Consider the following 19569-nt stretch of genomic DNA (forward strand, 5'->3'; position numbering starts at 1 on the left):
GGGGGGGGGGGGGGGGGGGGGGGGGGGGGGGGGGGGGGGGGGGGGGGGGGGGGGGCGGGAAGTGATGGCGCGTTGGGCCGGTTCTTTTTGTGGCCGCCGGGCGTAAGATTCTGCCCGTAGGAGGTGGCCACATGAACCTTAGAATGAGCACAGCCACAACCATCCTGCCAGTCGACGACGCAGCCCGCGCCCGCAGCTTCTACACCGAAAAGCTCGGACTCCCGCACCGCGGAATGACAGACGATGGAAGCGAATTACTCGGCACCGACGGCGGCCCCATGCTGCAGCTGATGCCGGTCTTCGACGGCAAGCACTCCGAACACACGGCGCTCAGTTTCGAGGTTACGGACATCGAAGCAACTGTCCGCGATATGGAGTCCCGGGGCGTGATGTTCCAGGACTACGACCTGCCCACGCTGAAGACCGAAAACCACATCTGCACCACGGAGTCGGAGAAGTGTGCGTGGTTCATGGACACCGAGCACAACATCCTCTGCGTCCACCAAAACCTCGCCGCCAATCCGGAATACCAGGTCTAGGTACCCGGGCCCGGTGCGGATCTCCCACACTTCCGGGGCGCAACAGCCACTGGGTCCTGTCCCTGCCGGGCACGGTTTCAGCTGACTTCCGAGTACCAGGCCGGATCCAAGGGCCCGGATACAAAACAGCAGCAGGGGTGCTCCGATCGGATCGGGGCATCCCTGCTGCTGTGGTGGAACGGTTGTGGAGCCTGGCGGTCAGTTCTCGGCGCCGCCGTGCAGGCCGTCGTCGCTGCTGTCATCCTCGCGGCCGGTACCGTGGCCTTCTTCGCTGCGGTCGGACAGGTCCATGTTGCCGCGGGCCTCCTCCATGGTGGGCCCTCCCGGCGGGACGCTGTAGGTGTCCGGGCGGATGCCGTGCGACTGTTCCTCGATCAGGGCCTGCTCCTCGCTGAAGCGGATTGCGTTGGCCTCGTCGCCGGAGTCGCCGGCAATGTCTTCGCGGAGCTTTGAGGGGTCCGGAATGATGTATCCGGCTTCCGGCTCTTCCTTGGAGTGGCTCATGTTCATTTCCTTCCAGCGGGTGGTGGCTTCCTACCACCGTAGCGGGGGAGCCGGGATAATACCAAGCACGCTTATTATCGACGGCGATGCGTGCCTGACCAGCCTCCTATCCTTCGTTGTGCAGGCCGTCGAACGCCACGGTGATGACGTCGTCGGCAAGCTTTTGGGGGGAGAGGGAGCCGCCCGGCTTGTACCACTCCACGATGGAGTTGATCATGCCGAACAGCAGGCGCGAGACGGTGCGGGGATCGATGTCCGCGCGCAGCGATCCTTCGTCGCGGGCGGCCGAAATCAGGCCGGCCACCTTGTGATCGAAGGTCCGGCGGCGTTCCAGGGCGTCCCGTTCGATCTCGGTGTTGCCGCGCAGGCGCAATAGAAGGGTGACGAACGGCAGGCGCTCCACGAGCACTGCCACCGTTTGCCGGAGCACGAACTCGAGCCGGGCGTCAGCGGCCCCGGAGGTGGCCTCGGGCTGTTCCAGGATGGCTTCGAGTCCGCCCAGGGCGTGGTCCAGGGCGAGCTTTAGGAGGTCACCCTTGGACGGCACGTGGTGGTAGATGGCGGACTTGGAGATGCCCAGGTTCTCGGCCAGGATGCCCATGGAGGTGGCGTCGTAGCCGTGCCGGTTGAAGACGTCGACGGCGATGCGCAGCACTGACTGCTGGTCGTAGCCGGGGCGGCCGCGCTTGGCTGTGCCGTTAAGGGAAGTCCCGTTGGCGGCTGGGTTGTCGGTGGTGCTGGCAGTTCTGCTGGCGCTGGGCATAACCGCTAGTTTCTCACGAACGGTCGGTAAGTCCGGGTACGGCGCAGCACCACCGAAGCCTCAGCCCTTGGGCCGGAGGTCGTAGATGCGGCGCAGCTTGCCGTTGGACCGCTCCAGCGCGCCCGGCTCCACCACGTCCACGGTGCATGAAGAACCCACGTGGATCTTGATCTGCTCTTTCAAGGTGCGGGCCGCCGTCGTGCTCTGTTCGATGGTGACGGCGTCCCGGCGCTCGATCCGCACGGTCAACTGGTCCATCCGCTGGCCCTCGGGACGGGTGAGCTCAAGCTGGAAGTGCGGGCTGAGCTCGGGGATGCGGAGGGCGATTTCCTCGATCTGGGACGGGAAGAGGTTCACGCCGCGCAGGATGATCATGTCGTCGCTGCGGCCAGTGATGCGGCCCATGCGGCGGTGGGCCGGCCGGGCTGTGCCCGGCAGCAGGCGCGTGAGGTCCTTGGTGCGGTAGCGGATGATCGGCAGCGCTTCCTTGGTCAGCGACGTGAAGACGAGTTCGCCGTGTTCGCCGTCGCGCAGGACGTTTTCCTTGCCGGCTACGGGGTTGAAGGCGTCGATGATCTCGGGGCGGAAGTGGTCCTCCCAGATGTGGCTGCCGTCCTGGGTCTCCACGGCCTCGCCGGCGACACCCGGGCCCATGACCTCGGACAGGCCGTAGATGTCGCAGGCCTTGATGTTCATCATGACCTCGAGCTCGTGCCGCATTTCCTGCGTCCACGGCTCGGCGCCCAGCACAGCGAACTTCAGCGACGTGGAGGCGGGGTCGATGCCCATGTGCGCCATGGCATCCGCGATGGTCAGCAGGTAGGTGGGGGTGGCCAGGATGGCGTCCGGCTTGAAGTCCTGGATCAGCTGGATCTGGCGTTCGGTCTGGCCGCCGGACATCGGGATGACCGTGCAGCCGAGGGCTTCGGCGCCGGCGTGGGCGCCCAATCCGCCGGTGAACAGGCCGTAGCCGTAGGCGTTGTGGACCTTCATGCCCGGGCGGATGCCGGAGGCGCGGAAGCTGCGGGCCACGAGCTTGGCCCAGTCGGCCAGGTCCTGCTTGGTGTAGCCGACGACGGTGGGCCGGCCGGTGGTGCCGGAGCTGGCGTGGATCCGGGCTACTTCATGCTGCGGCACCGCGAACATGCCGAACGGGTACTCCTGGCGCAGGTCGTCCTTGGTGGTGAAGGGGAAGTTGCCCAGGTCTTCAAGCTCGCGCAGGTCGCTGGGGTGGATGCCGGCGTCGTCGAACTTGCGCTTGTACAGCGGGACGCGGTCGTAGGCGTACTGGACCGTGTGCTGCAGGCGGCTGAGCTGGAGGGCCTCGAGCTCGTCGCGGGAGATGGTTTCCTCGCGGTCCAACACAGCGTCGGTGCCGGCGGTGTCCTGGGTGGAAACGGCAGCGGCGGGGGTTTCGGGGGCATGCAGGGTCATGGTTTTCCTACTTCTTGGGGATGGTGCGGCTGCGTCCACGGAACTCGGCGATGAGCTCGCCCGGGGAGCTGGGCTGGGTTTCGGAAGCCGGGGCGGCGGCGTCGGCGGCAAAGATCTGGATGTCGTACAGGCCACTGCGCCCGGCGCTGGAGCGGCGGTCCGCGACGGCGGTGAGCACCTGGCCGCGGAATGCCGGCTTGAGGAAATTGATATCGACGCCGGACGCGACGGTGATGGTGTTTTCCTCGCCCGGTGCAGGCTGGATGGGGTTGCACGCGAGGGCGAACGCGGTGTCGCCGAAGGCGAAGATCATTCCGCCGTGGGCCATGCCGAAGCCGTTGAACATTTCCTGCCGGAGCGTCATCCGGATGGTGGCGTGGCCGTCGCGGAGGGCGAGGACCTCGATTCCCATCCACTCGGAGGCGTAGTCGTTCTCCAGGATGGGGTGGGTGGCCCCGGAAAGTGTTGTTTCAGCCATGCGTCATTGCCTCCAGCTTTATTTACCGAATGTTCATTAGGTAATCCCATGAGGGGGTCCGGTGTCAAGGGGTCGCGGCGTCGGCGCGGACGCTCCGGCCCAGTTACCGGGCCGCGGAAGGCCCTGAAACCGGGGGACACGCCGCCGTGTGCGGCGCGCCGCGGAATTCAGGAAAGGCAACCGGGCGGGAACGCACGACGACGTCCCCCAGTTGTGCCCGCGGGGCGCCGGAAGTGCAAGGATGGGAGGACCGGCACCAGCAAGCACAGCAAAGGGCGGACCATGGCCAAAGGCATCTACGTCAGCGCAACCACCCCGGGGTCAGGCAAGTCCCTGGTGGCCTTGGGCCTGGCGGACACCCTGCACCGGCACGCGGACAGGATTGGCTTCTTCAAGCCTGTGGTCCACGGCCCCTCCGCCGCGGATGACCCCATGGTGGCCCTGATGAAGGCCCGGTTCGCGCTCGAGGACGAGCGGTGCCGCGGCGGCCTGACCTATGCGGAGGTCCGCGAACTGCTCGCGGAGGGAAACCGTGCGGAAATCGATGCCCGGTGCGTGGAGATCTTCGCGGACATCGCCCGGCACTGCGATGTGGTGATAGTGGAGGGGACGGACCTGGTGGGCCAGGACTCCGCCGTCGAGTTCGACCTCAACGCCCGGCTGGCCAACAACCTCGCCACGCCGGTGGTGGCCGTGGTGGGGGCCAAGGGGCGGACTGTCGCCGAAACTGCTGCCGCCGTCGAAGTTGCCCGCAAGGAGCTTGCCGCCGAACGGTGCTCGCTGCTGGCCATCATGGTCAACAGGGCGGACGCCGCAGACCTGGACGCCATCGCGGCGGCGCTGAAGCCCGGCGCCTCCGGGCGGCCTGTGTATATCCTGCCCGAACTCGAAGAGATTGCCCGGCCCACCACGGGAGAGGTGGCAGCGGCCCTGCGGGTCCGGCAGATCGCGGGCACCCCGGACATGGAACGCGACGTCAAGGACATCAAGGTTGCCGCCATGAACGTGGGCAACTTCCTGAACGTCCTGGACGAGGGCGCCCTGGTGATCGTGCCAGGGGACCGGGCGGATGTGATGGTGGCCTGCCTGGCCTCCTCCTTCTCACCCGAGTTTCCCGTGGCCTCTGCGCTGATCCTCACCGGCGGCCTGGCACCGGACGCCAACATCTACCCCCTTTTGGCCCAGGCGCCGTTCCCGGTGTTCGCGGCGGACGAGGACACCTACCAGACGGCGCGCCGGGTCTCCGAAGTCCGCAGCGAGATCTGGTCCGGGCACCGCCGCAAGGTGGCCTCCGCGTTGGGCCTGTGGTCCCGCAGGGTGGACGAAACCGAACTGGTGGAGCGGCTGCACCTTCCGCGTGCGGAACGGATGACTCCGCTCCGGTTCCTGCATGACCTCATCGAACGCGCGCGGGCCCAGCGCCGGCACGTGGTCCTGCCGGAGGGCACCGATGTCCGGATCCTGCGCGCGGCGGAGATCCTGCACCGGCGGGACGTCTGCGACCTCACCCTCCTGGGGCCCGAGTCCGACGTCCGCGAGCTTGCCGCATCCAACGGCATCGACCTGTCCGGGATCACCGTCATTGATCCCGCCACCTCGGAGCTGCGGCAGAAGTTCGCGGAGAAGTACGCCGAACTCCGCGCCCACAAGGGCGTGGACCTGGCCAAGGCCCTGGAGATCATGCAGGACGTCAGCTATTTCGGCACCATGATGGTCCAGCTGGGCGTGGTGGACGGCATGGTGTCCGGCGCCGCGCACACCACCGCGCACACCATCCGGCCGGCCCTGGAATTCGTGAAGACCCGTGAGGGCGTGAAGATCGTGTCCTCGGTGTTCCTGATGCTCATGCCGGACCGGGTGCTGGTGTACGGGGACTGCGCCGTGAACCCGGACCCGAACGTGGAGCAGCTGGCGGACATTGCCCTGGCCTCGGCCGAGACCGCCGCCCAGTTCGGGGTGGAGCCGCGGGTGGCCATGCTCTCCTACTCCACCGGCGGCTCCGGTGCGGGCGAGGCCGTGGACGAGGTGCGGCAGGCCACCGAGCTGGTGCGCGAGCGCCGTCCGGACCTCGCCGTCGAAGGCCCCATCCAGTACGACGCCGCCGTGGACGCTTCCATCGCCGCGTCCAAGATGCCCGGCTCCTCCGTGGCCGGGCAGGCCACCGTGTTCATCTTCCCGGACCTGAACACCGGCAACAACACCTACAAGGCCGTCCAGCAAAGCTCCGGCGCCGTCGCCGTGGGGCCGGTCCTGCAAGGGCTGCGGAAACCGGTCAACGACCTCTCCCGCGGCTGCACGGTGGAGGACATCGTCAACACCGTGGCCATCACCGCCATCCAGGCGCAGGCCCAAGTCCCGGTGCAGCAGCCGGCGTACTAGGACGCCACGAACAAAGGACGACGCCGGCACCCTGGTGGGTGCCGGCGTCGTCATTGTGTTGCGGGAACAGTCAGCTGTTGTCCGGCTTGGCGGGGCTCTCCGGGTCCTCCTCCTTGGCAGGCTCGTCCGAGAGGCCCTGCGGGGTGAGGTCCAGGTCTTCGGTGTTCTCCGGGGCCTCGGGGGATTCGCCGGTTTCGGCCGCCTTCAGGTGGCCGGTGTCGTCCAGCGCAGGATTGGCGCCTTCCACGCCGGTGGGGTCCTTGGAACCGGACCCGGTGCTGCTGGATCCTGCGTTGGTGGGGTCGTTCTCTTCGCCCGAAGTGGGTTCGTTCGTCATTCGGAAAATCCTCTCGACGTGGGCCAGCCTTGTCCGCCGACCATAGGCACAGCAGGCCCCGATCCGCAAGGAAACCGCCCGGACGGGAACACACTCCTGCTGACCGACCGTCGGCGGCGCCACCTATAGTGGGGATTGAACTGCTGACGCCAGGCTGAGGAGGCCCCGCATGCTCGTGCTCGTCATCAACTCCGGCTCGTCGTCGCTGAAGTACCAGGTCCGTGATGTGGCCGCCGGGACCGTCCTCACCGAGGGGCTGATCGAGAAGATCGGCATGGGCAACGGCGGCGGCGGCGACGGCGAGATTGAGGGCCCGCGGGACCATGCGGAGGCCTTGGAGCAGGTGGACGCGGCGATCCACCAGGAACTGGGCGGCCTCGAGCTGGGGGCGGTGGGCCACCGGGTTGTCCACGGCGGCGAGCGGTTCGCCGAGCCCGTGCTGATCGACAACGAGATCACCCGCGCCATCGAACGCCTCAACCCGCTGGCGCCGCTGCACAACCCGGCCAACGTCCTGGGCATCCGCGCCATCACCAGGAAGTGGCCCACGATGCCGCAGGTGGCCGTCTTCGACACCGCCTTCCACCGCACCCTGCCCGAGCACGCCTGGCGCTACGCCGTCCCCGATGAGCTCTACACCAACCACGGGATCCGCCGGTACGGCTTCCACGGCACCTCCCACGAGTACGTTGCCCGCCGGTCAGCCGCCCTGCTGGACCTCCCCATCGAGGAGTTCGACGGCGTCATCGCCCACCTGGGCAACGGCGCCTCCGTCACGGCCATCCGCGGCGGACACTCCGTTGACACCTCCATGGGCTTCACCCCGCTCGAAGGCCTGGTGATGGGCACCCGCTCGGGTGATCTTGACCCCTCCATCCTGGTGTTCCTGGGCCGCGCCGGGTGGACGCCGGAGGACCTCGACTCCATGCTTAACCGGGAATCCGGGCTCAAGGGCCTGGCCGGCAACAATGACATGCGTACCGTGGTGGAAGCCGCCGAATCGGGGGACCCAAAGGCCTCCACGGCGCTGGCGGTAGCGTCCTACCGGCTTGCCAAGTACATCGGCGGCTACCATGTGGCCGTCGGCGGGGCCAAGGCGCTGGTGTTCACCGCCGGGATTGGCGAGAATTCCTCCCAGTTCCGGGTGCTGGTGGCGGACCGGCTGGGTGCCCTGGGCATAGAGCTCGACGCCGGCCTGAACGCCCAAAGGTCCAAGGAACCGCGCGTCATTTCCACGCCGCAGTCCGCCATCCCCGTCCTGGTGGTTCCCACGGACGAGGAACGCGCCATCGCGGAGGCGACGGCCGCCGTCGTGGGTTCAAGCCGGTAGCCGGCATGCCGGACATCCTGCTGCCGATCCGCACCGACAGGCTGCTCCTGCGGCGCTTCGAAGGCGGTGACCTGGACGCCTTCCACGCCTACCATTCCCTCGCGGAAACCGCCCGGTTCTTGCCGGGGCCGGCCAAAAGCTACACCAAGTCCATGGAGTACGTGGGCAAGTACGCCAACTTCGTGTACGAGAAGGAAGGCGACTGGCTGTCCCTGGCCATCGAGGCCAAGGAGGAGCCGGGTCTCCTGGGCGAAGTGGTGCTCAAATGGCTCCCGGGCCGCGGGCAGGCAGAGGTGGGCTGGTCCATGGCACCGCAGGCGCGCGGCAAGGGGTACGCCACCGAGGCGGCAGCGGCGGTCCTGGACCTTTGCTTCGGGGAACTCGGCCTGCGCCGGGTGGAGGCCCGGCTGGACGAACTGAACACCGCCTCCGCCGCGCTCTGCCAGCGGCTGGGGATGCGGCTGGAAGCGCGGCACGTGGACAAATGGTTCTATAAAGGCCAATGGGCCACCGAGTTGGTCTATGCCGTCCTGTCCGGCGAGTGGAACCGCGCGGGGAACCTTACGCCCGGCCCTTGAGTATCAGGTTCCAGTAGATCTTGGGAAACAGGTCCCGGTCCACCCACCAGGACAGCCTGCTTTCGTTCCAGGTGGGGACGTGCGGGATGGTGGGCTTGACCCGGTATTGGTCGTCGAATTCGGCGAAGACCACGGTGTCCCGCGACACCGTGAACGGGCACACCGAGTAGCCGTCATATTTTGCCCGTAGCGGCTTGCCCTTGCGGGCGGCCACGAGGTTCTTTCCCAGGACCTTTGCCTGTTTCCGCAGGGCGCCGCCGGACTTGGAGTTGGTGGTGCCAGCGGCGTCGCCCAGGGACCACACGTTGGGATACCGCGGGTGCCGCAGTGTCTGGCGGTCCACCTCCACGAAGCCGCCGGAGCTGCCGGCAGCGGGCAGGTCGGTGGCCTTGAGCCAGTCCGGGGCGGACTGGGGCGGGACGGCATTGAGGACGTCGTAGGCCAGCTCCTCCGAGGTGTTTGAGGCGTGGTCGCGGATGGTTGCCCTGCGCCCGCCTGCGTTGACGGCAACCAGTTCGCTGTTGGTCCGCAGCTCGATCCCGTACTCGGCGATCTTCCGGTCCAGCTCCCGGTCCACCTCCGGCACCCCGAAGACGGTGGGGCAGGGCTGGACCATGACCACCCGGATCTTGTCCAGGACGCCCTGTTCCCGCCAGTAGTCGCAGGCAAGGTACATGGGCTTCTGGCTGGCGCCGCCACACTTGACGGGCCCGGCGGGCATGGTGAAAACGGCGGTGCCGGAGGTCAGGCGGCTCAGCAGGGTCCAGGCCTTGGGGGCGAGGTCGAACTCGTAGTGGGATGCGCCGTTCGGCGAGTGCACGGCCTCGGCAAGGCCCGGAATGGCGTCCCAGTCATACTGCAGTCCCGGGCATGCCACCAGCTGTCCGTAGCCAACGGCCGCCCCGGATGCCAGGGTAACCGTGTTGTCCTTGGCCTCGACGCCCACCGCCGCTTCCCTGATCCAGGTGACGCCCCGCGGAATCACCGATTCCTGGGTCCGGATGGCTTCCCGGGCCTGCGCCCGGCCGCCGGCGATGTGCGAGAACAGCGGCTGGTAGAGGTGGTGGTCCCTGGGCTCGATCACCGCAATGTCCTGGACGCCGTAGCGCCGCAACTTGGCCGCCAGCGAGATGCCGGCGTTGCCGCCACCAATAATTACTACCTCGTGGCGGGCAGCCACGGGTCTACTTCTTTTCGGTCAGGGCGGATGCCTTGTGCGCCGCGCGGGCACCGGTCTTGGCCGATTCCACCACGTACTGCGGCTCATCCTCGCTGGCGCGGTGCGTGTTGCCGTCGAGTTCGAAGTCGCTGGTCTTCTTTTCCACGACCTTGCCGTGGGTCTTGCCCTGTGAAGTGTTCCACTCCACGTGCGTTCCCTTGCTCAGTGACATGCCTGCTCCTCTGGTAACCCGTGCCGGAAAACAAGTGCCCAACAATAGTAAGCATGATTAGCTTTTTCGAGGTATGGCGATTCGCATCGATTGCTCCGTAACTGCCGTTTTGAGGCCTGAAAACGACGTTTAGGGAGCAACCGATGGGTTACTTCAGCCCGGCACCCGGAAGCAGCTCGGTGGCGCCCAGGGCGTCGGCGAGGAAGGCGTAGTCCCAGGCCCGCTCACGCCATTGCACATAGCGTCCGGAGGCGCCGCCGTGGCCGCCGTCCATCTCGATCTTCATGAGAATCGGCTCGGAACCCGTGGTCTTGTTCCGCAGTTCCTGCACCCACTTGGCCGGCTCCACGTAGAGGACCCGGGTGTCGTTGAAGGACGTCACGGCGGCGATCTTGGGGTAGGCCACCGCGCGCACGTTCTCGTACGGGGAGTAGGACTTCATGTACGCGTAGGCCTCGGGGTCTGTGATGGGGTTGCCCCATTCCTCCCACTCCAGCGCGGACAGCGGCAGGTCCGGGTCCAGGATGCTGGTGAGCGGATCCACGAAGGGCACCTGTGCCACGATCGCCGCGTACTTCTCGGGAGCCATGTTGGCCACGGCGCCCATCAGCAGGCCGCCGGCGGAACCGCCCAAGGCAGCGATCCGTGCCGGGTCCACCCAGCCGGAGCGGGCCAGCCAGTCCGTAGCGTCAATGAAATCGGTGAAGGTGTTCTTCTTGGTGAGCTTCTTGCCGTCCTCGTACCAGTGCCGGCCCAGCTCGCCGCCGCCACGGATGTGGGCGATCACGAACACCACGCCGCGGTCCAGCAGCGAGAGCCGGGCGATGCCGAATCCGGGGTCCATGCTCATCTCGTAGGAGCCGTACCCGTACACCAGGCCCGCCGCCGTGGAGTCCTGCTTGACGCTCTTGTGCCGCAGGACGGACAGCGGGATGCGGGTGCCATCGCCGGCGGTGGCCCATTCGCGGGTGGCAACGTAGTCGCTGCCGTCGTAGCCGCCCAGGACGGGACTTTCCTTGCGCAGCAGCAGTTCGCCGGCCGGCTGCTCCGGGGTGGGAAGCACGAAGTCGTAGATGCGCGACGGCGTGAAGTAGGACGTATAGCCGAGCCGGATCACGGGAGCATCGTAGTCCGAGCCGCCCACGCCGGCGGTGTACAGCTCCTCATCGAAGGCAGGCTCCACCGGGGCCTGCTGCCCGGGCGTGCCGAGCCCTGCCAGCCCCATCACCTGGACCCGCTCGATGGTGTCCTTCCGGATGGAGACGATGAGGTGCGTGGACGTGACGCCCGCGCCGTTGACGCGGACGTCGTCGGAATGCTCGACGACGGTCTGCCAGGTCTGCTCCGCCAGCGGCTTGTGGAGCTCGGCCGGGTCAGCCAGGGAGACCATGGAGTTGATGGCGCCGCGGTTATGGGTGAGCAGGATCTTCTCTGCGCCGTCCAGCAGGAAAGGCTCTGCCTCATACAGGACCCGCTCGTCGCGGGAAATCACGGTGGTGACCTCCTGCGCGGGGTCATCGAAACGTAGCAGCCGGGTCTCGCTATACTCCGAGCAGCCAATGCCGAGCACCAGGTAGCGCCGGTCCGCGGAGAGTTCGAAGCCCAGCCACATGGCTGCGTCGTCTTCCTGGTACACCACGGTGTCGTCGGCCACCGGCGTTCCCAGGACGTGCGCCTTGACCTGGTAGGGGCGCCAGGACTCGTCCACCACTGTGTAGAAGAGCCGGGTGCCGTCCGGGGAGAAGGCAACCCCGTAGAAGATGTTCTCGATGGCGTCCGGCAGCAGTTCACCGGTGCGCAGGTCCTTGATCCGCAGGGTGAAGCGTTCATCGCCGGCGTTGTCCACGGCGTAGGCGTACAGGTGGCCGTCCACGGTGACGGCGGTGCCGCCTATGGAGAAGAACGGCTTGCCTTCGGCCTCCACGTTGCCGTCGAGGAGGACCTCTTCACCCGGGATGCCCACGCCGGCCTCCACGGCCGGCGGAGTCCAGTCGGCCACCTTGTTCCCGGTGTCCTGCGCCTTCACCCGGCAGTGGATGCCGTATTCCTTGCCCTCGGCCGAGCGGCTGAAGTACCACCAGCCGTCCTTCCGGTGCGGGACCGAAAGGTCGGTTTCCTGCGTGCGGCCCTTGATCTCCTGGAAGATGGCCTCGCGGAGCGGCTCCTGGCCGGCCGTGACCGCCTCCTGGTACTCGTTTTCGGCCCGCAGGTGGGCCACCACCTCCGGCGATTCCTTGTCCCTGAGCCACTCGTAGTTGTCCACGAAAGTCTCCCCGTGGTGGGTGCGTTCGGTGGGGATCTTCTTGGCAACCGGGGGCGCCGGGACGGTGGTGCCGGCGGAATCCTGCAGCGGGGTGGAGGTCATGGTTTCAATATATAGACCTGCCCGGGCAAGTCCGCAGGGCGTTCGCTACCGGGGGAGCCGGTTGGGTGGTTGCCCGGGGATCTCCGGCGTATCCTGTTCAGTTCAAGGCACGTCCGCCCAGCCTGAGAGGGGAGCTCCATGACCATCCCGCCAGTGCACGAACCCGAGCCGTTTCCGCCCGAACCCGGGCCGCAGCCCACATCCCCGGATCCCACCCAGCCCCGTCCGCCGGGGCCGCCGTCACCCAATCCGTTCCCCGCGCCGCCTGCGCCGGGACCGTTGCCGGTCCCTGATCCGGGCCCGGCACCGCTCCGTCCCGACCCCACCAGGGACTGACCGCGAGGGCCCTTGAAGGCCGGCGTTCCAAGTGCTAGAAAATTCGTATCGACAACAAAGGCTCGGGAGGCGGGCAAACCTGTTGACTGCCTTATGGGGCGGATCGCCATTCTGTGCACGCCACAGCGCCAGACAGCGCATCGGCAGCTGAGGCCTGTACTTCCCGACACGGTGGCCCCCGGCTTCGGCCGGGGGCCATCCGCGTGCCCGGGGACACGAGACCGGAATCCGGCCGGCCGGCGGAGCATGCGTTCAGACGCTGAGTTCCAGCATCAGCGCGGGCAGTTCATCGGCCAGCTCGCGGGCCAGGAATCCCAGCGGCCCCATCCTGCTGGCCAGCCGGTCCGCGGCCGCCGCGTGCAGGTGCGTACCCCAACAGGCTGCCTGCGCGGCGGTGGTGCCGCGCGCCCGGAGCCCGGAAATGCCCCCCGCCAGCACGTCGCCGCTGCCGGACGTGCCCAAACCGCCGTACCCGGTGGTGATTTTCCACAGGCCGGGGCCGTCCGCATGGAGCCCCGTTGGCTTGCTGATCAGACCCTGGCAGCTGACCACGGCACCAAACCGTTCAGAGATTTCGGCGACGTCCTTCTCTAAGTCCGCTACGTCCCGTCCCAGCAGGATCGCCGCCTCCGTGGGATTCGGCGTGAGGATCAACCTGCCGCGCCAAGGGTCCAGCTGGTCCTCCAGGTGCACCAAAGCGGCCAGTGCATAGGCATCGAGGACGACGGCGGGACCTCCTCGGCTGCCGTCGGGATCGCTGGAGGTGCCGTCCCCGCCACGGCCAGCCTCACGGCGAAGCATGGCCTGCAGCAGTTCGCCGGCGAGGTCGGGGTCGTCCAGCCCGGGCCCGACCAGCAGGGTGTCCGCCCGGTCCAGGTAGGAGGAGATGCCATCGAGTTCGGCCTTGATGGAGCCGCCGGACGTTTCCGGCATCGCGATGGCCCCGCATTCCGGTACCGCCACCCCAAGTTGTACGGCCACCGACTCCGCCACGGCCAGCGTAAGTTTCCCCGCTCCCGCACGCAGCGCCGAAACGCCTGCCAGCAGTGCCGCGCCGGGGGTGGAGCGGGCGCCGCCCACCACCAGCACCGAGCCGCGGGAATACTTGTCAGCGCCCGGTGCCGGCAACCGCCAGTCCCGCAGGAGCGAGGGCGTTACGGGGACGGGGGAGGAGTCACTGCGGCCGGACACTGGTGTCCCCTCCGTGCTCGGTGACCGCGACGCCCTGCTCGGCCAGGTGGTCGGCAACATTGAAGCTCTCCAGTGTCCATGGGCCCGCGCCGGACGGGCGGACGAACCGGGTCACCGACGCGTTGAGGATGGCTTCCCTGGCGGCAAGGTCCAGCAGCTCTTCTTCACTGAGCCCCTCGAGCACGTAGCGGAACAGCATGATCACGGCGTCGTGGCACACCAGCATCACCCGGTGTCCGTTGCCCAGGTTGTTCAACTCCGACAGGACGGACCGGAGCCGCAGCGCCACGTCGGCCCAGGATTCCCCTCCGGGCGGCCGGTAGTACAGCTTGCCGAGCCAGTCCCGGCGCTCGGATTCCTCCGGGTAGCGGCTCTCCACGCCCAGCCGGGTGAGCCGGTCCAGGATGCCCAGCTCACGGTCCCGGAGCCGCTCGTCCATGCGCACCTGCACCGGCCACCCGGCGGTTTCCACCGCGATCTCGGCCGTCTGCCGGGCCCGAGCATAGGGGGAGGACACCACAGCGTCCGGCCGGAATTCAGCAGCGATCCGGCCCAGGGCGCTACCCAGCGCTTTGGCTTGGTCCCGTCCCGTCCCGGACAGGTTCACGTCCGCATCGCGGGCGGGAACCTCGATGACCTCCACCCCGGCTTCCCGCGCCTCGGTGGCCGCAACGTTGCCCTCGCTTTCCCCGTGCCGGATCAACAGCAGCTCCACGGCCCCGGCCTCCTGGACCGCCTGGGTCAGGCCGTCCTCGTCCGCCGCAGCAGTACCCTTCGTCCGCTCATCCTTCACAACACCACCCCGTCCGCTCGCCGTGCCAAATGCAGGAACATTACCCACGGCGTACCCACGGCACGGCGGAAAATAACGGGCGACGGCGGCGGCACACCCCAGGTGCGCGCCGCCGTCGCGATGGCTGCAGGAAGTGGCCAGGACCGGAGCTACCGCTCGGGCATAAGCATCTTGGAGAACACGGTGGCGCCGTTGGCGTTCCGGAGGCTGACCGTGAAGCTGTTGTCTTCGCCCAGCTGGACATGCCCGAAGAACTGGTTTTCACCGTCGCGCGGGGACTCCCCGGCGAAGCGGCCGGACTTGGAGAACACCACCTCGGGGCCGAACGTGCCGTCCATGGCGTTGGGACCGAAGGAGCCTGCAGCGATGGGGCCGGCCACGAACTCCCAGAACGGGTCGAAGTCCGTGAAGGCTGCGCGTTCGGGGGAGTAGTGGTGGGCGGCGCAATAGTGCACGTCCGCGGTCAGCCAAACTGCGTTCTTCACGCCGTTCCGCTTGAAGGCGCTCAGCACCCCGGCGAGTTCCAGCTCGCGGCCCAAGGGGGCGCCGGAATCGCGGTTGGAAGCGCTCTCTTCGTTCACCGGGCCGTCCGGGACCACCACGCCCAATGGAAGGTCGTTGGCGATGACCTTCCACGTCGCCTTCGACTTGGAGACCTCGCCGATGAGCCAGTCCACCTGCTCCTGGCCCAGGATGGCCGTGGCGTAAGGCTCCTTGCCGTCAGTGTTGGGGGACTTGTAGGTACGCATGTCCAGGCAGAAGATGTCCAGCTGCGGCCCGCGGGAGATCTTCCGGTAGATCCGGGCCGGCTGGTACGTGCCGGCGTCGTCGAACGTCCCGGGGCGCCAGAGGGCGGAGCTGTCCGCGATGGGCATGTTTTCCTGCCAGGCCTGCCGGCCGCGGGCGGCGAGGGTGTTGACGTCCCGCACGGTGTAGCGGGAGTCGTCCAGGATCTGGCCCGGGTACCAGTTGTTGTGGGTCTCGTGGTCGTCCCATTGGGCGATCACCGGTACGTCCGCGAACAGGGCCCGCATGTTGGCGTCCATCGAGTTGTAGCGGTGCCGGCCGCGGAATTCGGTGAGCGTCTCGGCCACCTTGGACACCTCGGGGGTCACCAGGTTCTTCCACACCTGCCCGTCTTTTTCCACTACAGTTTCGGCGATGGGGCCGTCGGCGTAGATGGTGTCGCCGGAGTGGATGAAGAAGTCGGGACGGGTCTGGTGCATGGCCCGGTAGCCTCGCATGCCGCCGATCTCCTCGTTGATGCCCCACCCCTGGCCGGCCGTGTCCCCGGTCCACACGAAGCTTTGCGCTGACGACGCCGGGACCTCGCCTCCGTTGCCCGTGGCACCGGTGCGGCCCTTGCCGTTGACCGTCCCGGCGTCGGGGGCCGTCCGGAAGCTGCCGCTGACCGTCTCACCGGCCGCACCGCCGTCGTCCTCGAAGCTGATCTCCAGGGCGAACCTGGTGTTGGACGGCAGGTTTCCGGCATGGATTTTCGCGGTGAAGTCCGACGCCTGGGTGGCGCGGGGGCCGCGGAGGACCCGCTCAAAGGCGCCGCGGCCGCGCAGGACCTCGCCGGCGTCGTCCACTGCACGCAGGACCGCCGTCATCCGCCCGGCGCCCGAAGCCCGGGACCACAACACGGCCGAATCGGAGGTGACGTCGCCGGTGGCGATACCGCTGGGTAGCGTGAGCCGGTTGCGGACCAGCGCGACGCCGGCGGGAGACTGGCCGGGCACGGTTGCCTGGGCGGCCGCGGGCACGGATGCGAGGGCGGCGGCCAGGACCGAGCCTTTGACGACGGTGCGGCGGGAAACTGTGGCGCGGGAGTTTTGGGTCATGCCTTCAGGTTTCCGCGGGCCGGCACACGGATTCTGTCGCCCGGGTGAACCCGGGGTGAGCCGGTCCTGAACAGGAGCAGACCTTCGCACCGGAAGCCGGGCCCGGTGCGCAGGGACTGCCGGTTACGGCACCGCGAAGTCCGCGATCCTGCCCTCCCGCAGTGCGGCGCCCACCGCGGCGATGCCGCCGTAATCCGGGAACACCACCGACTGGCCCGCGACCATTCCCGTCCCGGCCGTGGGCAGCGTCATGGTGCCGATCGCGTTGACGTCCAGGTTCCGCAGGCTGTAGGCCAGGATGGCGGCCTGGACGGGGTCGAATCCCTTGTCCACCGTGAGGCAGCAGCTGGCGAAGTCCACGATGGACCGGACCGCGTTCACGTCGTTCAGGGCGCCGCCACCGGTGAGCCGTGCCAGGATGGCCCGCAGCATGGTGCGCTGGTTCTGGACCCGCTGGAAGTCGCCGTCCGTGAACGCGTAGCGCTCGCGGCTGAACTCCAGGGCCGCCTGCCCGTCAAGGTGGTTGATCCCCTGCGTGAAGGAGTGCTGGGTTTCGATCGTGGACTGGAAAGCGAACGGGACATTGACGTCGATCCCGCCCAGGCCGTCCGTCAGCGCCTTGAAGCCGTTGAAGTCAAGCATCAGGGTGTGGTCAATGGTGATGCCCAGCAGCTGCTGCACGGTCTGGGTGGTCAGGTCTATCCCGCCGTACTGCAGGGCTGCGTTGATCTTCGAGCCGCCCACGCCGGGGACGTCCACCCACAGGTCGCGCATGATCGAAATGACGTACAGGGTGTGCCGGTCAGCAGGCACGTGGACCACCATCAGCGAATCCGAGCGCTGGTCTGAGGGTTCGCCGGTCTGAGCGGTGTGGTCTGCCTCGTTCCGGGCAATCCCGCGGCTGTCGCTGCCGATGACCAGCACGTTCATCTCAGCGGCCGGCAGGTCGGGAATCGGCTGCGGCGGGGGAGGCGGGGCGGGTGCAGGCGGAGGCGTTTGGGATGGCGTGGGAGTGGGTGTGGGGGTTTCACTCGGCGACTGGGTTTGCGTGGCTGCCGGGGCGGATTCCCTGCCCGCCCGGTTGAGGCTGAACACCGCGATCCCCGCGGCCGCCACCAGTACCAGTGCCAGCAGGGCGGCGATCCAGCGGCGGCGGCCCAGAGCCGCAATCCAGGCGGGCCGGTGCGGCGCGGACGGGCTGTTGGGGGGACCGGCGGGTCCTGTTGGATCAGGCGTGCTCATGCGGTGCCTCCACCTCATCGTGTTGCGGGTGGGATCAGTGTCCGCCAGCGATGCCCCGGTTGGCTACAGGCTTGTCCAAACTGTCACCTGCGGCGTGTCGCCAGGTCCGCCGGCCCGGTTTCGCTAAGGCGTGCCGGTTGCGTCCCCGCGCACCGGGGCATTGAGGCGGGCGTGGCGCAGGATGGACACGATGGCGGGGGCCAGCTGGTCCTCCATCTGCCGGTACACCTCCGGCGGGCGGCGGTACGGGTCCACGATGTCGTTTTCGGCGCGATCGGCGGGGAGCGAGAGATGCCGCACACCGGCGGCCCGCGCCGGCAACCCGCGCCAACGCGCTGTGTGGGCGGCCAGCCAGCCGTCGTCGTCGTCGGCCGTGCTGTCACCGGACGCGGGCACCTCCCGCTGGTCCAGGACGTCGAGCATGCGGGCAAACTCGCGGATGGTGAAGGTGCGCTTGAGGAGCGAGGCGTCGAGCTGCAGGACCTCGCCGCGGTGCCCGGATGTCATGGTCAGCACCAGGTCCACGCCGCGCAGGATCTTTGGCGTGAGCTGCCGCGCAGCGAAGCCGTCCGGGTTGCCGCCGTAGGTCCGCACGATGTCCGCGGAGATGGGTTGCATGGGCTCGCCCACCATGGCCCGGGTACCGGCACTCGCCACGTGGAACCCGCCCGGCACGGCTTGGTCCAGCCCTGCCTGCAGCAGCCGTTCGGCCACCGGCGAGCGGCAGATGTTCCCGGTGCAGACGGTGAGGATCTTGACTGGCGCGGAAGTGTCCAAGGAGATGTTCTCTTTCCCAGCTGGTGGCAGGACCGGTGGGCCCGTGCTTTTCAACTTAACACGCGACGGCGCGGCGGGGGCTCCCTTGCGGGGTGCCGCCGCCGCGCCGTGCGCAGCTGCCATGCAGCGGAAGGTGCCGGCTAGAGGGTGGTCAGCAGTTGCTTCATCTGCGTGATTTCCGCCTGCTGTGCGTCCACGATGTCCTGGCCCAGCTTGACGGCCTCCGCGGACTTGCCGGCGCTGATTTCCTGCTGTGCCATGTCGATGGCGCCCTCGTGATGGCCGATCATCTGCTGGAGGAACAGCTTCGCGGCGTCGGTCCCGGCGGCGGCCTTGAGCTTGTCGATCCCGGCATCGTCCACCATGCCGGTCATGCCGTGGCCGGAGGGGTCGCTCATCGCAGTGGGGGCACCCCAGCCGGTGAGCCAACCCGTCATCTGCTCGATCTCCGGTGCCTGGGCGGCCTTGATCTTGGTGGCAAGCGCAGTCACCTCTGCCGGCATGCCGGCTTTGGCCAGCATGATGTCGCTCATCTCCACGGCCTGCGAGTGGTGCGGGATCATCATCTGGGCAAACATGATGTCCGCCTGGTTGTGGTCAGCGTTGGCGCCGGGCGACATGCCGCCCGCGCTGGGCATGGCAGTGGACATGGCGCCGGCGCTGCCGTGGTCCATCGGCATGCTGTTGCCGGAAACGGCGTTGGCTGCGCATCCGGCCAGGCCAAGCGAGGCGGCGAGGGCGGCAGCAATGGACAGGGTTCTAAAAGTGGTGTTCATGATTGTCCTTCAGGGAGGTAATGGAACTGTGCCGTGATGGGTGGCGCAGTCCGGTTTACGTCCGGCTGATGGACAGGTCGCAGGGTGTTGGACTGGGCGGCAGGTAATCGTAGGCGGAACCGGCGTGCCCGGCTGCAGGCAGCAGCGGCAGGGCGGCCTGCGTTGCCTGCGGCGGGGCAACGGTGACCGGACCGCTGGGTGCCGTTGGGATGCACGGCGCCCCCGATTCCTGCGCGCCGGGGCACGAATCACCACAGGTGGCAGGGGCAAGCTCGTGCATGTCCGTGGCGGAGGCGCCCGGCGCGTGCCCGGTAGGGGCGGCACCGGCAGAATTCGCGACGACGGTATGCCCGGCAGGTGCCCCGTGCGAGGCGTGGCCGGAGGTCATGACGTGCATGCCCAGCAGTCCGGCGATCACGGTCAGGGCGGCGGCGAACAGCCACGCCCTGTGAAGGAGGGACGCCACGGCTTGGGAGCTGATGGCCGTCCCTCCTTCCGCTCGGTTCACGGTG

The 19569-nt window shown here is 68.0% G+C and carries 19 protein-coding genes; 4 read left to right on the forward strand and 15 right to left on the reverse strand.

Features of this window, described 5'->3' with window-relative positions:
- The first annotated feature begins 143 nt into the window (after window positions 1-143).
- The gene (locus QRN53_RS14745; RefSeq protein ID WP_285244588.1) at window positions 144-539 is read left to right on the forward strand and encodes a VOC family protein; all 396 of its coding nucleotides are present in this window, start codon (window positions 144-146) and stop codon (window positions 537-539) included.
- Window positions 540-737: 198 nt separating this feature from the next.
- Here the strand turns inward: QRN53_RS14745 and QRN53_RS14750 are convergent, their stop codons facing one another.
- The 4 genes from QRN53_RS14750 to QRN53_RS14765 form a co-directional block, all read right to left on the reverse strand.
- Window positions 738-1043 (reverse strand): hypothetical protein, encoded by a 306-nt coding sequence (locus tag QRN53_RS14750; protein ID WP_285244589.1) that lies wholly within the window; start codon window positions 1041-1043, stop codon window positions 738-740.
- A 106-nt stretch (window positions 1044-1149) separates the two neighbouring features.
- On the reverse strand, window positions 1150-1806 hold the full coding sequence (locus QRN53_RS14755; protein ID WP_285244590.1) for a TetR/AcrR family transcriptional regulator: 657 nt from the start codon (window positions 1804-1806) through the stop codon (window positions 1150-1152).
- Between the two features lie 60 nt (window positions 1807-1866).
- A complete protein-coding gene (gene paaK, locus QRN53_RS14760) occupies window positions 1867-3240 on the reverse strand; it encodes a phenylacetate--CoA ligase PaaK (protein ID WP_285244591.1) in 1374 nt (457 codons plus the stop codon).
- Window positions 3241-3247: 7 nt separating this feature from the next.
- Window positions 3248-3718 carry a hotdog fold thioesterase gene (locus QRN53_RS14765; RefSeq protein ID WP_285244592.1) on the reverse strand — a complete coding sequence of 157 codons (471 nt, stop codon included), beginning with the start codon at window positions 3716-3718 and terminating at the stop codon, window positions 3248-3250.
- A gap of 282 nt (window positions 3719-4000) precedes the next feature.
- Here QRN53_RS14765 and pta point away from each other — a divergent pair, with 282 nt between their 5' ends.
- Window positions 4001-6097, forward strand: coding sequence for a phosphate acetyltransferase (pta, locus tag QRN53_RS14770; RefSeq protein ID WP_285244593.1), 2097 nt, complete (start codon window positions 4001-4003; stop codon window positions 6095-6097).
- A 70-nt stretch (window positions 6098-6167) separates the two neighbouring features.
- Here pta and QRN53_RS14775 read toward each other — a convergent pair whose 3' ends face one another.
- Window positions 6168-6434 (reverse strand): hypothetical protein, encoded by a 267-nt coding sequence (locus tag QRN53_RS14775; RefSeq protein WP_285244594.1) that lies wholly within the window; start codon window positions 6432-6434, stop codon window positions 6168-6170.
- A gap of 169 nt (window positions 6435-6603) precedes the next feature.
- Here QRN53_RS14775 and QRN53_RS14780 point away from each other — a divergent pair, with 169 nt between their 5' ends.
- Window positions 6604-7764, forward strand: a complete 1161-nt coding sequence (locus tag QRN53_RS14780) for an acetate kinase (RefSeq protein WP_285244595.1) — start codon at window positions 6604-6606, stop codon at window positions 7762-7764.
- Window positions 7765-7769: 5 nt separating this feature from the next.
- Window positions 7770-8342, forward strand: coding sequence for a GNAT family N-acetyltransferase (locus tag QRN53_RS14785; RefSeq protein WP_285244596.1), 573 nt, complete (start codon window positions 7770-7772; stop codon window positions 8340-8342).
- Here the strand turns inward: QRN53_RS14785 and QRN53_RS14790 are convergent.
- From QRN53_RS14790 to QRN53_RS14835, 10 genes are all read right to left on the reverse strand, one after another.
- Entirely contained in the window at window positions 8326-9522 is a 1197-nt protein-coding gene (locus QRN53_RS14790; protein WP_285244597.1) for an NAD(P)/FAD-dependent oxidoreductase, read from the reverse strand. The genes QRN53_RS14785 and QRN53_RS14790 overlap by 17 nt on opposite strands.
- A 4-nt stretch (window positions 9523-9526) precedes the next feature.
- A complete protein-coding gene (locus QRN53_RS14795) occupies window positions 9527-9733 on the reverse strand; it encodes a hypervirulence associated TUDOR domain-containing protein (RefSeq protein WP_285244598.1) in 207 nt (68 codons plus the stop codon).
- Between the two features lie 148 nt (window positions 9734-9881).
- Window positions 9882-12098, reverse strand: coding sequence for a S9 family peptidase (locus QRN53_RS14800; RefSeq protein WP_285244599.1), 2217 nt, complete (start codon window positions 12096-12098; stop codon window positions 9882-9884).
- Window positions 12099-12686: 588 nt separating this feature from the next.
- Window positions 12687-13625, reverse strand: coding sequence for an ADP-dependent NAD(P)H-hydrate dehydratase (locus tag QRN53_RS14805; RefSeq protein WP_285244600.1), 939 nt, complete (start codon window positions 13623-13625; stop codon window positions 12687-12689).
- Window positions 13609-14418: a histidine phosphatase family protein gene (locus QRN53_RS14810; protein WP_285244601.1), complete on the reverse strand. Its 810-nt coding sequence runs from the start codon at window positions 14416-14418 to the stop codon at window positions 13609-13611. The genes QRN53_RS14805 and QRN53_RS14810 overlap by 17 nt, the downstream gene beginning before the upstream one ends.
- A gap of 149 nt (window positions 14419-14567) precedes the next feature.
- Window positions 14568-16262, reverse strand: coding sequence for an alkaline phosphatase D family protein (locus QRN53_RS14815; RefSeq protein ID WP_285244602.1), 1695 nt, complete (start codon window positions 16260-16262; stop codon window positions 14568-14570).
- 123 nt (window positions 16263-16385) lie between these two features.
- Complete coding sequence (locus QRN53_RS14820; RefSeq protein WP_285244603.1) at window positions 16386-17504, reverse strand: LCP family protein; 1119 nt, start codon at window positions 17502-17504, stop codon at window positions 16386-16388.
- A 123-nt stretch (window positions 17505-17627) separates the two neighbouring features.
- Entirely contained in the window at window positions 17628-18281 is a 654-nt protein-coding gene (locus tag QRN53_RS14825; RefSeq protein ID WP_285244604.1) for an arsenate reductase/protein-tyrosine-phosphatase family protein, read from the reverse strand.
- A gap of 140 nt (window positions 18282-18421) precedes the next feature.
- Window positions 18422-19057, reverse strand: coding sequence for a DUF305 domain-containing protein (locus tag QRN53_RS14830; RefSeq protein WP_285244605.1), 636 nt, complete (start codon window positions 19055-19057; stop codon window positions 18422-18424).
- A gap of 55 nt (window positions 19058-19112) precedes the next feature.
- Complete coding sequence (locus tag QRN53_RS14835; RefSeq protein ID WP_285244606.1) at window positions 19113-19565, reverse strand: hypothetical protein; 453 nt, start codon at window positions 19563-19565, stop codon at window positions 19113-19115.
- Window positions 19566-19569 lie beyond the last annotated feature (4 nt).

It is taken from the genome of Pseudarthrobacter sp. fls2-241-R2A-127, assembly GCF_030209355.1.
Taxonomy (GTDB): Bacteria; Actinomycetota; Actinomycetes; order Actinomycetales; family Micrococcaceae; genus Arthrobacter.

Coding starts and splice junctions, on each gene's coding strand:
- QRN53_RS14745 (WP_285244588.1), top strand. CDS start 144: ATGAGCACAGCCACAACCATCCTGCCAGTCGACGACGCAGCCCGCGCC.
- QRN53_RS14750 (WP_285244589.1), bottom strand. CDS start 1,043: ATGAGCCACTCCAAGGAAGAGCCGGAAGCCGGATACATCATTCCGGAC.
- QRN53_RS14755 (WP_285244590.1), bottom strand. CDS start 1,806: ATGCCCAGCGCCAGCAGAACTGCCAGCACCACCGACAACCCAGCCGCC.
- paaK (WP_285244591.1), bottom strand. CDS start 3,240: ATGACCCTGCATGCCCCCGAAACCCCCGCCGCTGCCGTTTCCACCCAG.
- QRN53_RS14765 (WP_285244592.1), bottom strand. CDS start 3,718: ATGGCTGAAACAACACTTTCCGGGGCCACCCACCCCATCCTGGAGAAC.
- pta (WP_285244593.1), top strand. CDS start 4,001: ATGGCCAAAGGCATCTACGTCAGCGCAACCACCCCGGGGTCAGGCAAG.
- QRN53_RS14775 (WP_285244594.1), bottom strand. CDS start 6,434: ATGACGAACGAACCCACTTCGGGCGAAGAGAACGACCCCACCAACGCA.
- QRN53_RS14780 (WP_285244595.1), top strand. CDS start 6,604: ATGCTCGTGCTCGTCATCAACTCCGGCTCGTCGTCGCTGAAGTACCAG.
- QRN53_RS14785 (WP_285244596.1), top strand. CDS start 7,770: ATGCCGGACATCCTGCTGCCGATCCGCACCGACAGGCTGCTCCTGCGG.
- QRN53_RS14795 (WP_285244598.1), bottom strand. CDS start 9,733: ATGTCACTGAGCAAGGGAACGCACGTGGAGTGGAACACTTCACAGGGC.
- QRN53_RS14800 (WP_285244599.1), bottom strand. CDS start 12,098: ATGACCTCCACCCCGCTGCAGGATTCCGCCGGCACCACCGTCCCGGCG.
- QRN53_RS14815 (WP_285244602.1), bottom strand. CDS start 16,262: ATGACCCAAAACTCCCGCGCCACAGTTTCCCGCCGCACCGTCGTCAAA.
- QRN53_RS14820 (WP_285244603.1), bottom strand. CDS start 17,504: ATGAGCACGCCTGATCCAACAGGACCCGCCGGTCCCCCCAACAGCCCG.
- QRN53_RS14830 (WP_285244605.1), bottom strand. CDS start 19,057: ATGAACACCACTTTTAGAACCCTGTCCATTGCTGCCGCCCTCGCCGCC.